Here is a 14,986-nt window from a genome sequence, read left to right as displayed (position 1 = left end):
CGTCTTCGGCGAGGTCGCGGGCGTCACGGGGATCGTGCTGACGAAGCTCGACGGCACGGCGCGCGGCGGCATCGTCGTGGCCGTCCAGCGCGAGCTGGGCGTGCCGGTCAAGCTCGTCGGGCTGGGGCTCGGCAACCTGTCCGACCGGACGCGCGGGACGGCGCACACCGGGACCGTGCGCACGCTCGAGATCCCCGGCACCGCGAAGGAGAAGATCGAGGACCAGGCGGCGTGGGTCTACCTGCCGCCCGGCTTCGACCCGGACGCCTCGACGCGCTACCCGGTCGTCTACCTCGTCCACGGCTCACCGGACGAGCCGAGCAGCTGGTTCGCCGCGGGGCGCGTGCCGCGCACGATGGACGTGCTGCTGCGGCACGAGCTCGTCGACCCCATGATCGTCGTCGCGCCGACGGTCAACGGCACCGGGCCCGGGGGGCTCGACACCGAGTGCCTGGACTCGACGAAGGGCGGCGAGCAGGTCGAGACCTACCTGACGAAGACCGTCGTCGACCGCATCGACGCCACGTACCCGACGCTGACCGACCGGGAGCACCGGATCATCGGCGGCATGTCCTCGGGCGGCTTCTGCGCGCTCAACGTGGGGCTGCGCCACCTCGACCTGTACGGCACGATCCTCGGGATCGAGCCGTACGGCGACCCCGGCCCCGGCCCGGAGAGCACCATGCTCTCGTCCCAGGCGGAGATCGACGCCAACACCCCGCTCACCTACCTGCCGACCATGGACTTCACGCATCCGATGCCCGTCTTCCTCGACTCGGGCAGCGAGGCGCCGCAGGACGACCTGGACGACGTGCGCCGGATGGCGAAGTACCTGCAGGACCAGGGCCAGACGGTCGACCTGCGGCAGGAGCCGGGCCAGGCGCACACGTGGGAGATGGCGGCGATCGCCCTCCCGTACGCGCTCGTCTTCGCGCAGCAGCAGATGGACGCCGCGGGCGGCGGGTGACGGCGCCGCGCTAGTCCGTCGCCGAGACCAGGCCGACCCGGTAGGCGAGCACGACCGCCTGCACGCGATCGCGCAGCCCGAGCTTGGCGAGGATCCGGGACACGTAGGTCTTGACCGTCTCCGGCGTGATGACGAGCTGGGCCGCGATCTCCGCGTTGGACAGCCCGGCGGCGATCTGCTGGAGCACCTCCAGCTCGCGCGGGGTCAGGCTGCGGACGACCTCGTCCCGCGCGGGGCTGGACGTGCCGGCCGGCCGCACCCGCTCGGCGAAGCGGCCGATGAGCGTGCGGGTGACGGTCGGGGCCAGCAGGGACTCGCCCCGCGCGATCGTCCGGACTCCCTCGACGAGCTCGGCAGGAGGAGCGTCCTTGAGCAGGAACCCGCTCGCCCCGGCGCGCAGCGCCTCGTAGACGTACTCGTCGACGTTGAAGGTGGTCACCATGAGCACCTTGACCGGTGCCTCGGCGTCCGGTCCCGCGATCTGCCGCGTCGCCTCGATGCCGTCCAGCACGGGCATCCGGATGTCCATGACCACGACGTCGGGGCGCAGCCGGCGCACGGCCTCGACGGCCGCGCGCCCGTCCTCCGCCTCGCCGACGACCTCCATGTCCGCCTGCGCGGAGAAGATCGTGACGTATCCGACCCGCACCAGCTCCTGGTCCTCGCACACCAGCACCCGGATCGGACGTGCCTGCTCCGTGGACGAGGCGGTCATGGGCTGCTCCTGGTCGGGGGGACGGGGATCAGGGCCCGCAGGCGGAACCCGCCGTCGGGGGTCGGGCCGGCCTCCAGGTCACCGTCGAGGAGGCGGACCCGCTCGCGGAGGCCGGCGAGGCCGCGGCCGGCAGGAGGCGACACCACCGCGGTGACGGGGCCCGCCGACGCGGCGGCGCCGTGCGTGACCACCTCGGCCTCGACGTGCTCGGCGCCGTGCCGCAGACGCACCGTGGTCGGTCGCCCGGGGGCGTGCTTGAGCGCGTTGGTGAGGCCCTCCTGCACCACCCGGTAGGCGGCGAGCTCGACGGAGTCGGGCAGGGTGCGCGGTCCGCCCTCCTCGCTGCGCTCCACCGGCTGGCCCGCCCGGCGGGCCTGCTCGACGAGGTCGCCCACCCGGCCGAGGACGGGCACGCGCCCCGCGGGCGTCGCCGACTCGCCGGTCGCCTCGAGCACGCCCAGCAGGTACCGGAGCTCGGTCAGGGCGCGTCGTCCGGTGTCGCTGATCGCGACGAGGCCGTCGGTGGCACGGTCCGGTGTCGCGGGCAGGTGGAACTGCGCGGCGTCGGCCTGGACCACCATCGCCGTCACGTGGTGCGTCACCACGTCGTGCAGCTCCCGCGCGATCCGGGTCCGCTCGTCGGACCTCGCGACCGCGGCGGCCAGGCGCCGGCGCTCGAGCTCCTCGGCCCGCCAGCGGCGCACCCCGGTGCCGGCCATCCAGATCACCACCAGGACGAGGTAGAACGCGACGAACGCGGGGATGCGGTTGGGCGATCCGAGCCCCGACAGCGCGACCGCGAGGAGGACGTAGCCGACGGTCGCCAGGACGGCGGCGGTCCGGCGGGACCTCGCCAGGTGCGCCCCGGCGCTGTACACCGCGACGTAGAGTCCGACGCTCGCGAACGTCGGCGGGTAGGCCAGGGCCTGGTCCAGGGCGAAGGCGCCGCCGACGACCACCAGGCACGCCCCGGTCCGTCTACGGCGGACCGCGAGAGGCACGCACTGCAGGAGGAGCAGCGTCACGGCGAGCGCGTCCCTCGGCCGCTCGGCGAGGTCGCCCAGCTCGACGCCGATCGTCGACAGCGTCGGGACGAACCCGAGCCCGGCGAGGACCACCGCCAGCAGTGCGTCCTGGACGTCCGGCCGGCCCGCGACCCACCGCCCGGGCGGACCAGGGCGCGCGGCCCGGGCGGTGGCGGAGGTCACGGGCACCGTCTGAGCCTACGGGTGCCTACGGGCGACGGCGGCGCGCCGGGACCAGCGTGCCGCGGCGTCGGGCGAGCACGAGCATCGGGACGGCGAGCAGCACCCCGACCGTCACGGTCACCAGCGATCCCTCGATGCCGAAGGCGCCGCCCGTGAGCAGGGCCGGGCCGGAGACGTCCGCGACGAGGAGCCCCGGTTCCGCGTGACCCGAGACGGGCAGGCCGAGCAGGGCGACGGTGGCGTTCCAGGCGAGGTGGAGCCCGATGACGAACCAGAGGTTGCGACGCCAGAGGAACGCGGCGCCGAGCAGACCACCGGCCTCGATCGCGATCGCCAGCGCGGTCCAGGGTGTGGCGCCCGGGTTGAGCAGGTGCACCAGGCCGAAGAACAGGGCCGTGACCGGCAGCGCGACCCAGCTGCCGAGCAGGCGCTCGAGGGCCTGCAGCCCGAACCCGCGGAACATGAGCTCCTCGGTGACCGCGACGCCGAGCATGACGGTGACGATCGGTACGACCACGTCGAGGACGTCGACGTCGGCGACGCGGAACGTGTACCCGCCGAGCGCCGCGACGACCGACGCGGACACGACGACGAACGCCAGCCCGATCGCGGCGCCCAGCAGCGCCTCCCGCACGGCGTGACGGCCGGCGGTCTCGGGAGTCCGGCGCCGGGCGAGGAACCGCATGACCACCTGGTAGACGACGACCGCGAGCACCGCGCCCAGCACGGGGAAGACGACGAGCGGTTCGCGCTGCGCGGTCATGCCCGCGACCGCCCCGACGCCGACCGCGCCGACCAGCATCCACGTCAGCGGGTGCCGGACGAAGCGGGCGGCCCGGCTGCCGCGGTCAGGGTCCAGGGTGTCCGGTCGGGGTGTCGTGGTCGTCGTGCTCATCAGGGCCTCCGTCGTCGCGTGGCCGCCCGGTTCGGCGACCGGCTGCAACGCTAGGAAGACCACGGCACGGACGAATCGCCCCCGGGTGATCAGTTCGGGTAGCTCTCTCGGGGGACGCGGAGGGTGCTGACGTCTGCACGAAGGACCTCGATCCGTGTGCCGGGGACGGTCACGTCGTGCGCGATCACGCACCGGGAGGAGATCGAGGCCGCCCAGGCGGCGTTCGACGCCCGTTCCGGACGCACGGGAGCGGGAGCCTCCGCCCGAGCACGTCGCACGGCGGCTGCCACGGACATCTGCGCCGCCGGCGACGTGAGGTCGCCACCGGGAGCGAGCTCACCGATCCGTCACTACGCTCCCTCCGTGCTGCGCACGATGACGCCCAAGGACCTCGCCGAGGAGGTCGGCGTGTCGCCTTCGGCCGTGCGGCACTGGTTGCGCCGCAACGCCACCCGCACGGGCGCCGGGCCGTGGCAGATCGACGCCGACACGGCCCAGCGGGCGCGAGAGCACTTCGCCGCGACCCAGCCCTCCCGGGCACGCACGCGCGACGTCTGCCTGGAGGCCGGGTGCGAGCGGCTGTCCGTCGCCCGCGGGCTGTGCCGCATGCACTACCTGCGGTGGTACCGCGCCGACGGCACGGACGACCGCACGTAGGTCTCCGCGCTGCCTCGCGGTCCGCCGGGCCGTGACGGGGCGATCTGCCGTCGGCGGATGAGCCGACGGCAGAACGCCCTCCCCGCCCGGTCCGGACGGGGGCACGGTGGCGGCATGACCACGCACCTGACCGACCGTCCCGCCGTCGTCGGCGAGCACTGGCCCTCGCGCGCGGACGCTGCCACGCCGGCGGCGTCCTCGTTCGACGACCAGCTCACGACGCGCCTCCTCCACCAGCGCATCGTCGTCCTCGGCACGGCCGTGGACGACGCCGTCGCGAACCGCCTGTGCGCGCAGCTCCTCCTGCTCTCGGCCGAGGACCCGCGCGCCGACGTCGCGCTCTACGTCAACTCTCCCGGCGGCTCGGTGAGTGCCGGGCTCGCGATCTACGACACGATGCGGCTCATCCCCAACGACGTCTCGACCGTCGCGATGGGCTTCGCCGCGAGCATGGGGCAGTTCCTCCTGTGCGCGGGCACGCCCGGCAAGCGGTTCGCCCTGCCGCACGCGCGGATCATGATGCACCAGCCGTCGGCCGGCATCGGCGGCACGGCCGTCGACATCGCGATCCAGGCGGAGAACCTCGTGTACACGAAGGGGCTCATGCACCGCCTGCTCGCCGAGAGCACGGGGCAGCGCGTCGAGACGATCGCCGACGACTCCGACCGCGACCGCTGGTTCACCGCCCAGCAGGCGCTCGAGTACGGCATGGTCGACCGGATCGTCGAGAGCGTCGACGACGTCCGGCCCGCCCGCGCCGCCCGGAAGGTGGGGCTGTGATGGCGAGCTACACGATCCCGACCGTCGTCGAGCGCACGCCCCTCGGCGAGCGAGCGTTCGACGTCTTCTCCCGCCTGCTGTCGGAGCGCATCGTGTTCCTCGGCACGGAGATCGACGACGGCGTGGCGAACGTCGTCATGGCGCAGCTCCTGCACCTCGAGTCCGACGCACCGGACCAGGAGATCGGCCTGTACATCAACTCCCCGGGCGGCTCCGCCACGGCGCTCATGGCGATCTACGACACGATGCAGTTCGTCCGCTGCGACGTGTCGACCATCTGCATGGGCCAGGCCGCGTCCGCCGCCGCGGTGCTGCTCGCCGCGGGGACGCCGGGCAAGCGGTTCGTGCTCGAGCACTCGCGCGTGCTGCTGCACCAGCCCTCCGGGGGCGGCGAGGGCACGATCTCCGACCTGTCGATCCAGGCCGAGGAGATCCTGCGCATCCGGTCCGAGACCGAGGAGGTCCTCGCACGGCACACGGGGCAGACCGTCGAGCGCCTGCGCGCCGACACCGACCGCGATCTCGTGCTCACCGCGCGGCAGGCCGTCGAGTACGGCGTGGCCGACGCCGTCGTGACGTCGCGCAAGCTCGCGGCGGCTGCCTGAGCCGGACCGAGTGCTGCGTCAGCGGTCGACCGATGCGTCCGGGAACGCATCTCCCGACCGCTGACGCAGCACTCGCCCGTGGCCACGCCGGGGCGCGCAGCGGTCACGGACGGGACGGGACGAGGCAGGCGCTGGGCTAGGGTGACGGCGCACGCGGCACCGGCAGGACGGCATCGCGCGGCAGGACGGGAAGGGCGCGGTGATGGTGACGAGGTCGGACGGCCGGCGGGGCATGGTGGCCCTGATCGTGGCGCTCGTGGTCGCCGTCGGCGCGGCCGGGTGCGCGACGGAGCCGCTCGCCGGGCAGGACCCGGGTGGCGCGGCGGGGACGCAGCACGACACCGCCGGGAGCCCGCAGCCCGCCGCTCCGCAGCCGGAGGTCGCGGAGGAGGCGGGACCGGGGAGCGCGCTCGCCGCGCTCACGACGCTCGAGGTCAAGGGCCGGGCGCCGAGGACCGGGTACGACCGCGACCAGTTCGGCCCCGCGTGGGCGGACGTCGACCGCAACGGCTGCGACACCCGCAACGACATCCTGGCCCGGGACCTCACCGGCGAGACGTTCGAGCCCGGCACGCACGACTGCGTCGTGCTCACCGGGACGCTCGCGGACCCGTACACCGGGACGACGATCGCGTTCCAGCGCGGCAACACCACCTCCAGCGCGGTGCAGATCGACCACGTCGTCGCGCTGTCGGACGCGTGGCAGAAGGGCGCGCAGCAGCTCGACGCCGCGACGCGGCAGCAGCTCTCCAACGACCCGCTCAACCTCCTCGCGGCCGACGGGCCAACGAACCAGGCCAAGGGCGACGGCGACGCCGCGACATGGCTCCCGCCGAACACGTCCTTCCGGTGCGCGTACGTCGCGCGCCAGGTCGCGGTGAAGGCCGCGTACGGGCTGTGGGTCACGCAGGCCGAGCACGACGCGATCGCCCGCGTCCTGTCCTCGTGCCCCGACGAGCCCCTGCCGGGTGCCGCCGACGCCGCCGCGCCCCGCGCCGAGGAGCCGTCACCCGCGGCCCCCGCGCCGACGTCGGCGCCGCCTCCCGCACCGGCCCCCGCGCCCGCTCCGGCGGACGTCGTCTACGAGAACTGCGCCGCGGTCCGCGCCGCGGGTGCCGCGCCGATCCACGCCGGCCAGCCCGGGTACAGCCCGGAGTTCGACGGCGACGGCGACGGCGTCGGCTGCGAGTAGCGGCGACGTCAGGCCGGGGGCGTCCCCGACGGCCGGTCCGCCGGCGCGCCGGCCTCCTGCCAGGTGAAGGGCGCGAACGTCGACGTCTCGTCGCGCCACGCGGGGCGACGCGCCCGGTAGACGAGCACGGGGACGGCCACGAACGCGACGGACAGCACGACGAGCAGCACCACGTACGTGACCGGGCTGCCGACCGCGACCTGCCCGGGCGGCACGTAGCTCGTGACGAGCGCGAGCGAGGACGCGACGAACCCGAGGCCACCCACGGCCCACACGCCGACGCGGCCGCCGGGGACGCGGTACGGGCGCGGGCGGTCAGGCTGGCTGCGCCGCAGCGCGAGGACGGCGGCGAACATCAGCAGGTACGCGACGAGGTAGAGGATCACCGTGAGCTGGCTGAGCAGCTGGTAGGCCGACTGCACGGACGGCATGACGACGAACATCACCGACAGGGCCGTCACGACGAGCGCCTGGACGAGCATGATGTGCGACGCCATCCCGTGCCGGTTGGTCCGGTGGAACCAGCGGGGGAGGAACCCGGCGCGCGCGACGGCGTGCAGGCCGGTCGCGGGGCCGGCCACCCACGTGGTGACGCCCGCGAGCACCCCGACGGCGAGCATCGCGGCGAGCACCGGCCCTGCCCACGGCACGCCGGCCCACGCGAGCAGGTGGTCGAACGCCGTGAGCAGGCTCGCGGTGAGGCTGATGTCCTGCTGCGGCACGACGACGGCGATCGTCAGCGTCCCGAGCGTCAGCACCGCCACGGCGACGAGCGCTGCGACGCCGATGGCCACCGGGTACGTCCGCTCGGGCCGCCGGATGGAGCCCACGTGGACGGCGTTGACCTCGATGCCCGCGTAGAAGAGGAAGATCCCCGCCGCGAGCACGATGTTGTCGAGGTGGGTGAGGTCCGGCACGAACGCGCCCCACGTGAGCGGCACCTGCGACGGCTCGCCGCTGAGCAGGTACGCCGCGCCGAGCCCGACGAGCAGCGCCGCCGGGACGAGCGTGCCGACGATCCCGCCCCAGCGCGCGGTGCGGGCGAACGCCGTCGCGCCGCGCAGCGAGATGAGCGTCGCGGCCCAGAACACGGCGAGCACCACGAGGAGCACGAAGAACCGGTCGTCCGCCACGCGCGCGTCGAACCGCGTCTCGGGGCCGGTGTACGCGAGCGTCACCGCCGCGAACGTCAGCACGGTGGGGAACCAGATGCAGCCCTCGACGAACACCATCGCGATCGCGAGGAAGCCCCACCGGCTGCCGAACGCCTCGCCCACCCAGCGGAACATGCCGCCTTCCTGGGGCCACGTCGAGGCCAGCTCGGCGGCCACGATCGCGACGGGGCCGAGGAAGCACACGGCCGCCAGGAGGTAGTAGAACGCCGACGCGAGGCCGTACTCCGCCTCGGCGGGCAGGCCGCGCAGGCTCACCACCGCCGCGACGTTGAGCATGACGAGCGACGTGACGGTGATCGTGCCGGCCGGCGCACGGGCGCCGCGCCGCGCGGCCCGGCCCGGGGTGGCGCCCGACGGGTCGGTGGAGGCTTCCCGGGACGTGCGCTCGGCCATGACGGTCCCTCCCGCGGGTGCGACGACCCCAGGGGGAACGGTAGTGGTGCGCGTCACACCCGTCGAGCGGGAGCGGGCCGGGCGGTCGCCGCCGCCCGGCCCGCGGCGTGTCAGCGGGCGAAGCGCTCCGCACGCTCGACGACGCGGGGCGCGCCGCGCCCGTCGTTCGCCGCGTGGTCCCAGCGGTAGACCTCGGTGCCGGTGATGAGGACGTGCTCGGCGCGCGCGGTCACGTCGAGCGGGTCGCCCGACCACACGACGACGTCGCCGTGCAGGCCCGGCGCGAGCGAGCCGACGCGGTCGTCGAGACCGAGGATGGCCGCCGGGTTCACCGTGAGCGCGCGCAGCGCGGTCTCGCGGTCGAGGCCCTCCTTCACCGCGAGCGACGCCTGGTGCACGAGGAAGTTGATCGGCACGACGGGGTGGTCGGTCGTGATCGCGACGCGCACGCCGGCGCGCGCGAGGGCGCCGAGGTTGGCGATGTCGCGGTCGCGCAGCTCGATCTTGGAGCGCGACGTGAACATCGGGCCGAAGATCACGGGGACGTCGCGCTCGGCGAGGACGTCGGCGACCGCGGCGCCGTCGGTCCCGTGGTTGATGACGAGCCGGTACCCGAACTCGTCGGCCAGGCGCAGCGCCGTCGCGATGTCGTCCGCGCGGTGCGTGTGCTGGTCCCAGTACAGCTCGCCCGTGAGCACGCGGGCCAGCGTCTCCTTGCCGAGGTCGCGGTCGAACGGCTCGCCCTTCGCCGCGGCGGCGTCGCGCCGGGCGGCGTAGTTCTGCGCGTCGACGAACGCGCGCCGGATGACGTTCGCGACGCCGAGCCGCGTCGACGGCAGCTTCTTCTGGTCGCCGTACACGCGCTTGGGGTTCTCGCCGAGCGCCGACTTCACCGACACCGACTCCTGGAACACCTGCTCGTCGACCGTGCGCCCGCCCCACGTCTTGATCGCGACCGTCTGGCCGCCGATGGGGTTGCCCGAGCCGGGCTTCACGACGGCCGACGTCACGCCACCGATCAGCGCGTCGCGGAAGCCCTCGTCCTCGACGTTGATCCCGTCGAGCGCGCGCAGCGCGGAGCCGTTCGGGTCGGTCATCTCGTTGGTGTCGTTGCCGGCCCAGCCCTCGGCCTCCTCCATGACGCCCATGTGCGCGTGGGCCTCCACGAAGCCGGGCAGGACCCAGCGGCCGGCCGCGTCGATCGTGCGCACGCCGTCCGGGACGACGACGTCCGCGCCGACGGCGGTGATGACGCCGTCCTCGACGAGGACCGTGCCGTTCTCGACCGGGGGAGACGCGACGGGCACGACGTAGCCGTTCGTGACGGCGACGGTGCCGCGCGCGGTGCGGGGCGTGGTGCGGGCGGGGCTCGATGAGGTCGTCATGGACCCATCATGACCCGTCGCCCCGGGCAAGGGTCGTGCGGTGCGTCAGGCCCTCCGGGCGGGGCTAGGCTCCCCGGGAGACGGGACGGTGGCCGACGTCGCCGCCCCCACGGGCAACGGACCGCGCGCAAGGGAGCTCGCATGCACGTCGTCGTCGGGATCTTCCGGCTGTTCCTCGTCGTGCTCGCGCTCGTCGGGACGCGGCAGATCTGGCGCGACGGCGACGTCGACGGGTTGGTCTGGTTCACGAACCAGACGTGCATCCTGATCGCGGTCGCGTCCGCCTGGGCGGGCGTCGCGTCGATCCTGCGCCGGCGGCAGCCCCCGGCGTGGTTCACGGGCGCGGTGACGCTGTTCGCGTCCATCACGGGGCTCGTGTCCTGGCTCGTGCTCGCCCCGGAGGAACCGGGCGCCCCGGCCGTCTTCCTCGGCCTCACCGACGGGCAGATCGAGCACGAGGTGCTGCCCCTCGCCGTCGTCGCGGACTTCCTGCTGCTGACCCCGCACCGCCGCCTGCGCGGCCTGACCGCGGCGCAGTGGCTGCTCTACCCGCTCGCCTACTTCGCGTTCACCACCGTCCGCGGGCTCGTCAGCCCGGGCATCGGGTACCCGTACGGCTTCATCGACCTCGACGCCCTCGGCTGGGCGGGCCTGCTCGTCAACGTCGTGCTCTACGGCGCCGGCTTCCTCGTCCTGGGGCTCGTCCTCGTCGGCCTCGACCGTCTCCTGCCCGAGCGAGCCCTCATCGGGGGCTACCCGGGGGCGGTCGCGCCGCCGCGCGAGCCCGACGAGACGGAGGTCTCCCCGGGCGGGCCGCCCGGCGGCGCCACCGCCTGACGGGCGCGGGCTAGGCTGGCGACGTGCTCTCCCACGTCGCCGGACCGCTGCGCCTCGCGCGCGCAGCGCTCGTGGCGACCCTCGTGCTCGCGCTCTCCGCGGGCGCGCACGCCGTCGCGGGCGGGCACCTGCCGGACCCGCTGGTCCTCGTCGCCCTCGGTGCGTTCACCCTCGCGGGCACCATGGTCGCCGCGCGCGGCCGGTTCACCGTCCCGCGTCTCGTCGCGCTCCTCGGCGGCGCCCAGCTCGCGCTGCACGTGGCCCTCGACACGCTCGGCCACGGCAGCGCCGCCTGCGCCGCAGGGGCCTCGGCGGCGGCGCACACCGCGCACGGCGTGGCGCTGGCCTGCGCCACCTCGAGCCCCGTGCCCGACGGCGCGGGGAGCGGTGCGTGGGAGGGGCTCACGCCGGCGGGTCTCGAGCCGGTGGGCGCGGCCGCGGCCGCACCCGGGGCGTGGATGGTCGCGGCGCACGCCGTCGCCACCCTCGTGCTCGCCGTCGTGCTGGCGCACGGCGAGCGCGCGCTCGAGCGCCTCCTCGCGTGGCTGACACCGCGCCCCGCCACGCCCGCGCGCGTCGTGCTCCCGGTGCGCCGCACGCCCGTGCTCGTCGTCGTGTCGCGCCGGCTCGAGTCCCGGTACCTCGGGACGGCGCCGACGCGCGGGCCGCCGGCCGCCGTGCCCCTCGTCGGGACCCCCGCCTGACCCTGCCCCACCCGCGCGCGAGCGCGACACCCGACGAGGCACGCCGGCACCCGCCGGCCAGGGGCGTCCTCGCGGCACCGCCGCGCCCCGGACGGAGCTCTCCCCATGCCTGCTGCACGACCCGCACCTGTCGCACGTACCGCCCGGCCCGTCGCCGTCGCCGCCCGGCGGCCCGCGTCGGGCCTCCTCACCGCCCTGCTCGCCGCGCTCTGCGCGCTCGGGCTCACCGCGGCGCTCGCGGTGCTCAACGCGCCGCCCGCCGCCGCGCACGACCGTCTGATCTCGTCCGACCCGGCCGACGGCTCCCAGCTGGACGCGCCGCCCGCCGCGATCACCCTGACGTACAACACCGAGCCCCTCGACGTGGAGCCGCAGGTCGTCGTCACCGACTCCGCCGGGACCGTCGTCGCGCAGGGCACCCCGACGATCGCCGGCCCGACGGTGACGCTGCCGCTCGACACCGCCGCCCTCGGCGGCGACTCGTACACCGTCGCCTGGCGCGTCGTGTCCTCGGACGGGCACCCCATCGAGGGAACGTTCGGCTTCTCGGTCGCCGAGCAGCCCGAGACCGAGCCGGCACCGACCGGGACGGAGACGCCCGCCGACGCGGGCGAGACGTCGGCCCCCGCCGAGCAGCCGGACGCCGCCGCCGAGCCGGACGCGGACGCCACGACCGACGACGCCGCGCCCGCCGAGGACGAGGGCGGCAGCGCGCTGCCCGTCGCCATCGGCGTGGTGGCCGCGGTGCTCGTCGCGGCGGGTGTCGTGACGGTCCTCGTGCTGCGCCGTCGCGGTGACGGCACGCCGGGCGCCCCGCAGGACTGACGGAGCGGCACGAGGACCGGACGGCGCCCGCGCCGTCCGGCGTCCCGTGCTGGCCAGGAGACCACCATGACCACCGACTCGCGGCGCACCCCGGGCCCGTCCCGCACGGCCGCCGCCCCCTCGACCCCGGAGCCCGGCGCGCACCCCGACGTGCACGTCGAGGGCTTCCGCCTGCCTGCGCTGCGCCCCGCCGAGCTCGTGCTCCTGTGGTGCCTGCCGCTGGCCGTCGTCGTCGCCCTCGGCGGCCTCGCCCTCACGGGCGAGCTCGCGCCGCGCCTGCTCATGGACCCGGGCGCGGTCGTGCGCTACGGGCTGCCCGTCGCGCGCGTCGTCCACGACGCCGCCGCGGCGCTCACCATCGGCCTGCTCGTGCTCGCCGCCGGCGTCCTGCCCGGCCAGGGCAAGCTGCCGGGCACCGTGTCGTACGCGCAGTGGACCGCGACGCGCTGGGCCGCCCGCGCGGCCGCCGTGTGGCTCGCCGCCGCCGTCGCGGTGATCGTGCTGACGACCGGCAACAGCGTCGGCATGGCTCCGACCGACCCCGGCTTCTGGGACCAGGTGGCGTACTACGCCACGGGCATCGAGCTGGGGCAGTACCTGTCCGTCTCCGCGCTGCTCGTGGCCGCGACGCTCGCCGCCTCCGCGGGGGCGCGGCGCGTCGGCCGGGTCGGCGCCGCGGCGGTCCTCGCGCTCGCGGCGCTGCTTCCCGTGGCGCTGTCCGGGCACGCCGCCGGGTCGGACGAGCACCTCAACGCCGTGAACAGCCTGCTCGTGCACCTCGTCGCGGTGACCGTGTGGGTGGGCGGGCTGGTCGGCCTCGTGCTCCTGCGTCCGCGCGTGCGCACGACGCTGCCGCAGGTCGTCGCGCGCTACTCGGTGCTGGCGGCCTGGTGCTTCGCGGGCGCGGCGTTCTCGGGCGTCGTCAACGCGTCGCTGCGGCTCGAGTCGCCCGCCGACCTCGTGACGACGCCGTACGGTCTGCTCCTCACGGGAAAGGTCGTCGCGCTCGTGCTGCTGGGGCTCGCGGGCTGGGCGCAGCGGCGCCGCGTGATCCCGCGGCTCGACGGTCCGGGCGGCGGCCGCGCGTTCGCGCGGCTCGCGGTCGGGGAGGTCGTCGTCATGGCCGCGACGTTCGGCGCGTCCGTCGCGCTGTCGCGGTCGGCGCCGCCCGTGCCGCAGGAGCCGGTCACGTACGACGTGCGCCACTCGCTGCTCGGCTTCGCCTACCCCGAGCCCGTCTCGCTGTCGCGGATGATCACGTCGGTCCACCCCGACTGGCTGTTCCTCGGCGTCGCGGCCTGCCTCGCGGGCCTCTACGTCGCGGGCGTCGTGCGGCTGCGCCGGCGCGGCGACCGGTGGCCCGTGGGCCGCACGGTCATGTGGCTCCTCGGCTGCGTGGCGCTCGCGTGGGCGACGAGCGGCGGGGCGGGCGTCTACGGGGCGGTGCACTTCTCGACGCACATGGTCCAGCACATGGCGCTCATGATGTTCGTGCCGCTGCCCCTGGCGCTCGGCGCGCCCGTGAGCCTCGCGCTGCGGGCGCTCCCCGCCCGCCGCGACCACTCGCGCGGACCGCGCGAGTGGGTCCTCGTCCTCGTGCACTCGCGGTACTCGCGGTTCCTCACCCGGCCGGCCGTGGCGGGCGCGATCTTCGCGGGCAGCCTGGTCGCGTTCTACTACACGGGCTGGTTCGAGCTCGCCCTGTTCGAGCACCCGGGGCACCTGCTCATGCAGGTCCACTTCCTGCTCAGCGGCTACCTGTTCTTCTGGGTGATCCTCGGTGTCGACCCGGGCCCGGCGCGCGCCGCCTACCCGATCCGCCTGCTCGTGCTCCTCGTGACGATGGCCTTCCACGCGTTCTTCGGCGTCGCCGTCATGGCCGACCAGCAGGTGCTCGCCGAGGCCTGGTGGACGGCGATGCAGTACACCGACACCCAGGCGCTGCTCGACGACCAGGCGGTCGGCGGTTCGGTCGCGTGGGGCGCGGGGGAGCTGCCCGTCGTGGTCGCGGCGATCATCGTCGCCGTGCAGTGGACGCGCGACGACGAGCGGACCGCCCGCCGTCGTGACCGGCAGGCCGACCGCGACGGCGAGGCAGAGCTGGCCGCGTACAACGCGCGGCTCGCCGAGCTCGCGCGTCGGGACGAGGAGCAGTCCCGATGACCCGGCGACTTCTGATTGACGCGCGCCAGAAGCGTCGGTACGTTCGGCCGGAACCGGACGAAGGGTGCGACGCGGCGCCCTCGTGGGGCGGAGAGGCGGGTCGATGACGACCACGGCGGGCGGCACGGTGCGCTCGGGCATTGCGCCCGACGCCGTCGTCGCGCGCGTCGTCCGCGCCGCGGTGCTCTCGACGACGTCGCTGACCGTCGCCGCGGCCGCGCACGCCGCCGCGGGTGGCGCCCTGCCCGACGGCGCGGGGCTCGTCGTGCTCGGCGCGCTCGCCGTCGCCCTCGCGACGCTGGTCGCCCGGGTGCGGTCGTGCGTCGTCGTCCAGGTGCCGTTCCTCGCCGTGCTGCAGGTCGTCCTGCACCACGGGTTCGGCCTCCTCGCGACGCCGGGCGAGGGGGCGCGCGGCGGGCTCGTGCTGCCCGCCGGGATGCCGAGCCACGCCTCGGCGCCCGGGTTCGCCGCCGACCACGCGGCCC

Annotated in this window: 15 protein-coding genes and 1 pseudogene; 11 read left to right on the top strand and 5 right to left on the bottom strand. The window is 75.2% G+C overall.

Annotation, left to right across the window (positions count from 1 at the left end; genetic code table 11):
• Positions 1-133 (top strand): annotated as a pseudogene (locus JZ5iCDA_RS19720) (signal recognition particle-docking protein FtsY); the annotation flags it as partial.
• Between the two features lie 42 nt (positions 134-175).
• Positions 176-967 carry an alpha/beta hydrolase gene (locus JZ5iCDA_RS10525; protein ID WP_253182047.1) on the top strand — a complete coding sequence of 264 codons (792 nt, stop codon included), beginning with the start codon at positions 176-178 and terminating at the stop codon, positions 965-967.
• A 10-nt stretch (positions 968-977) separates the two neighbouring features.
• Here JZ5iCDA_RS10525 and JZ5iCDA_RS10520 read toward each other — a convergent pair whose 3' ends face one another.
• From JZ5iCDA_RS10520 to JZ5iCDA_RS10510, 3 genes are read right to left on the bottom strand one after another with little or no spacing between them, the layout of a single operon-like run.
• The gene (locus tag JZ5iCDA_RS10520; RefSeq protein WP_069387125.1) at positions 978-1,682 is read right to left on the bottom strand and encodes a response regulator; all 705 of its coding nucleotides are present in this window, start codon (positions 1,680-1,682) and stop codon (positions 978-980) included.
• Positions 1,679-2,890 (bottom strand): sensor histidine kinase, encoded by a 1,212-nt coding sequence (locus JZ5iCDA_RS10515; protein ID WP_216093432.1) that lies wholly within the window; start codon positions 2,888-2,890, stop codon positions 1,679-1,681. The genes JZ5iCDA_RS10520 and JZ5iCDA_RS10515 overlap by 4 nt, the downstream gene beginning before the upstream one ends.
• Positions 2,891-2,915: 25 nt before the next feature.
• Positions 2,916-3,785: a CPBP family intramembrane glutamic endopeptidase gene (locus tag JZ5iCDA_RS10510; RefSeq protein WP_069387124.1), complete on the bottom strand. Its 870-nt coding sequence runs from the start codon at positions 3,783-3,785 to the stop codon at positions 2,916-2,918.
• A 363-nt stretch (positions 3,786-4,148) separates the two neighbouring features.
• Between JZ5iCDA_RS10510 and JZ5iCDA_RS18410 the strand changes: the two genes are divergently transcribed.
• The 4 genes from JZ5iCDA_RS18410 to JZ5iCDA_RS10490 all read left to right on the top strand — a co-directional run bounded on the left by JZ5iCDA_RS18410 (position 4,149) and on the right by JZ5iCDA_RS10490 (position 7,019).
• Entirely contained in the window at positions 4,149-4,442 is a 294-nt protein-coding gene (locus JZ5iCDA_RS18410) for a hypothetical protein (protein ID WP_139123063.1), read from the top strand.
• 114 nt (positions 4,443-4,556) lie between these two features.
• Positions 4,557-5,222 carry a ClpP family protease gene (locus JZ5iCDA_RS10500; RefSeq protein WP_069387122.1) on the top strand — a complete coding sequence of 222 codons (666 nt, stop codon included), beginning with the start codon at positions 4,557-4,559 and terminating at the stop codon, positions 5,220-5,222.
• Positions 5,222-5,827: a ClpP family protease gene (locus JZ5iCDA_RS10495; RefSeq protein WP_009866251.1), complete on the top strand. Its 606-nt coding sequence runs from the start codon at positions 5,222-5,224 to the stop codon at positions 5,825-5,827. The genes JZ5iCDA_RS10500 and JZ5iCDA_RS10495 overlap by 1 nt, the downstream gene beginning before the upstream one ends.
• Positions 5,828-6,059: 232 nt before the next feature.
• Positions 6,060-7,019 carry a GmrSD restriction endonuclease domain-containing protein gene (locus JZ5iCDA_RS10490; RefSeq protein WP_366246666.1) on the top strand — a complete coding sequence of 320 codons (960 nt, stop codon included), beginning with the start codon at positions 6,060-6,062 and terminating at the stop codon, positions 7,017-7,019.
• A gap of 8 nt (positions 7,020-7,027) precedes the next feature.
• Here JZ5iCDA_RS10490 and gadC read toward each other — a convergent pair whose 3' ends face one another.
• Entirely contained in the window at positions 7,028-8,587 is a 1,560-nt protein-coding gene (gene gadC / locus JZ5iCDA_RS10485; protein ID WP_083259887.1) for a putative glutamine/gamma-aminobutyrate antiporter GadC, read from the bottom strand.
• 110 nt (positions 8,588-8,697) lie between these two features.
• Positions 8,698-9,972: an amidohydrolase gene (locus tag JZ5iCDA_RS10480; RefSeq protein ID WP_069387121.1), complete on the bottom strand. Its 1,275-nt coding sequence runs from the start codon at positions 9,970-9,972 to the stop codon at positions 8,698-8,700.
• 141 nt (positions 9,973-10,113) lie between these two features.
• On the opposite strand from JZ5iCDA_RS10480, the gene JZ5iCDA_RS10475 reads away from it, so the two are divergent.
• The 5 genes from JZ5iCDA_RS10475 to JZ5iCDA_RS10455 form a co-directional block, all read left to right on the top strand.
• Positions 10,114-10,809, top strand: coding sequence for a Pr6Pr family membrane protein (locus JZ5iCDA_RS10475; protein WP_069387120.1), 696 nt, complete (start codon positions 10,114-10,116; stop codon positions 10,807-10,809).
• A 23-nt stretch (positions 10,810-10,832) separates the two neighbouring features.
• Complete coding sequence (locus JZ5iCDA_RS18865; protein ID WP_069387119.1) at positions 10,833-11,513, top strand: hypothetical protein; 681 nt, start codon at positions 10,833-10,835, stop codon at positions 11,511-11,513.
• A 105-nt stretch (positions 11,514-11,618) separates the two neighbouring features.
• Positions 11,619-12,338 (top strand): copper resistance CopC family protein, encoded by a 720-nt coding sequence (locus JZ5iCDA_RS10465; protein ID WP_083259886.1) that lies wholly within the window; start codon positions 11,619-11,621, stop codon positions 12,336-12,338.
• Positions 12,339-12,404: 66 nt separating this feature from the next.
• Complete coding sequence (locus JZ5iCDA_RS10460; RefSeq protein WP_083259885.1) at positions 12,405-14,501, top strand: bifunctional copper resistance protein CopD/cytochrome c oxidase assembly protein; 2,097 nt, start codon at positions 12,405-12,407, stop codon at positions 14,499-14,501.
• 103 nt (positions 14,502-14,604) lie between these two features.
• On the top strand, positions 14,605-14,986 hold a 382-nt coding region (locus tag JZ5iCDA_RS10455), incomplete at its 3' end, for a hypothetical protein (RefSeq protein ID WP_083259884.1).

It is taken from the genome of Cellulosimicrobium cellulans (genome assembly GCF_001722485.1).
Lineage (GTDB): Bacteria > Actinomycetota > Actinomycetes > Actinomycetales > Cellulomonadaceae > Cellulosimicrobium > Cellulosimicrobium cellulans_A.
This window is presented reverse-complemented; position numbering and strand designations above follow the sequence as displayed.

Coding starts and splice junctions, on each gene's coding strand:
- JZ5iCDA_RS10520 (WP_069387125.1), bottom strand. CDS start 1,682: ATGACCGCCTCGTCCACGGAGCAGGCACGTCCGATCCGGGTGCTGGTG.
- JZ5iCDA_RS10510 (WP_069387124.1), bottom strand. CDS start 3,785: ATGAGCACGACGACCACGACACCCCGACCGGACACCCTGGACCCTGAC.
- JZ5iCDA_RS10500 (WP_069387122.1), top strand. CDS start 4,557: ATGACCACGCACCTGACCGACCGTCCCGCCGTCGTCGGCGAGCACTGG.
- JZ5iCDA_RS10495 (WP_009866251.1), top strand. CDS start 5,222: ATGGCGAGCTACACGATCCCGACCGTCGTCGAGCGCACGCCCCTCGGC.
- JZ5iCDA_RS10490 (WP_366246666.1), top strand. CDS start 6,060: ATGGTGGCCCTGATCGTGGCGCTCGTGGTCGCCGTCGGCGCGGCCGGG.
- gadC (WP_083259887.1), bottom strand. CDS start 8,587: ATGGCCGAGCGCACGTCCCGGGAAGCCTCCACCGACCCGTCGGGCGCC.
- JZ5iCDA_RS10480 (WP_069387121.1), bottom strand. CDS start 9,972: ATGACGACCTCATCGAGCCCCGCCCGCACCACGCCCCGCACCGCGCGC.
- JZ5iCDA_RS10475 (WP_069387120.1), top strand. CDS start 10,114: ATGCACGTCGTCGTCGGGATCTTCCGGCTGTTCCTCGTCGTGCTCGCG.
- JZ5iCDA_RS10465 (WP_083259886.1), top strand. CDS start 11,619: ATGCCTGCTGCACGACCCGCACCTGTCGCACGTACCGCCCGGCCCGTC.
- JZ5iCDA_RS10460 (WP_083259885.1), top strand. CDS start 12,405: ATGACCACCGACTCGCGGCGCACCCCGGGCCCGTCCCGCACGGCCGCC.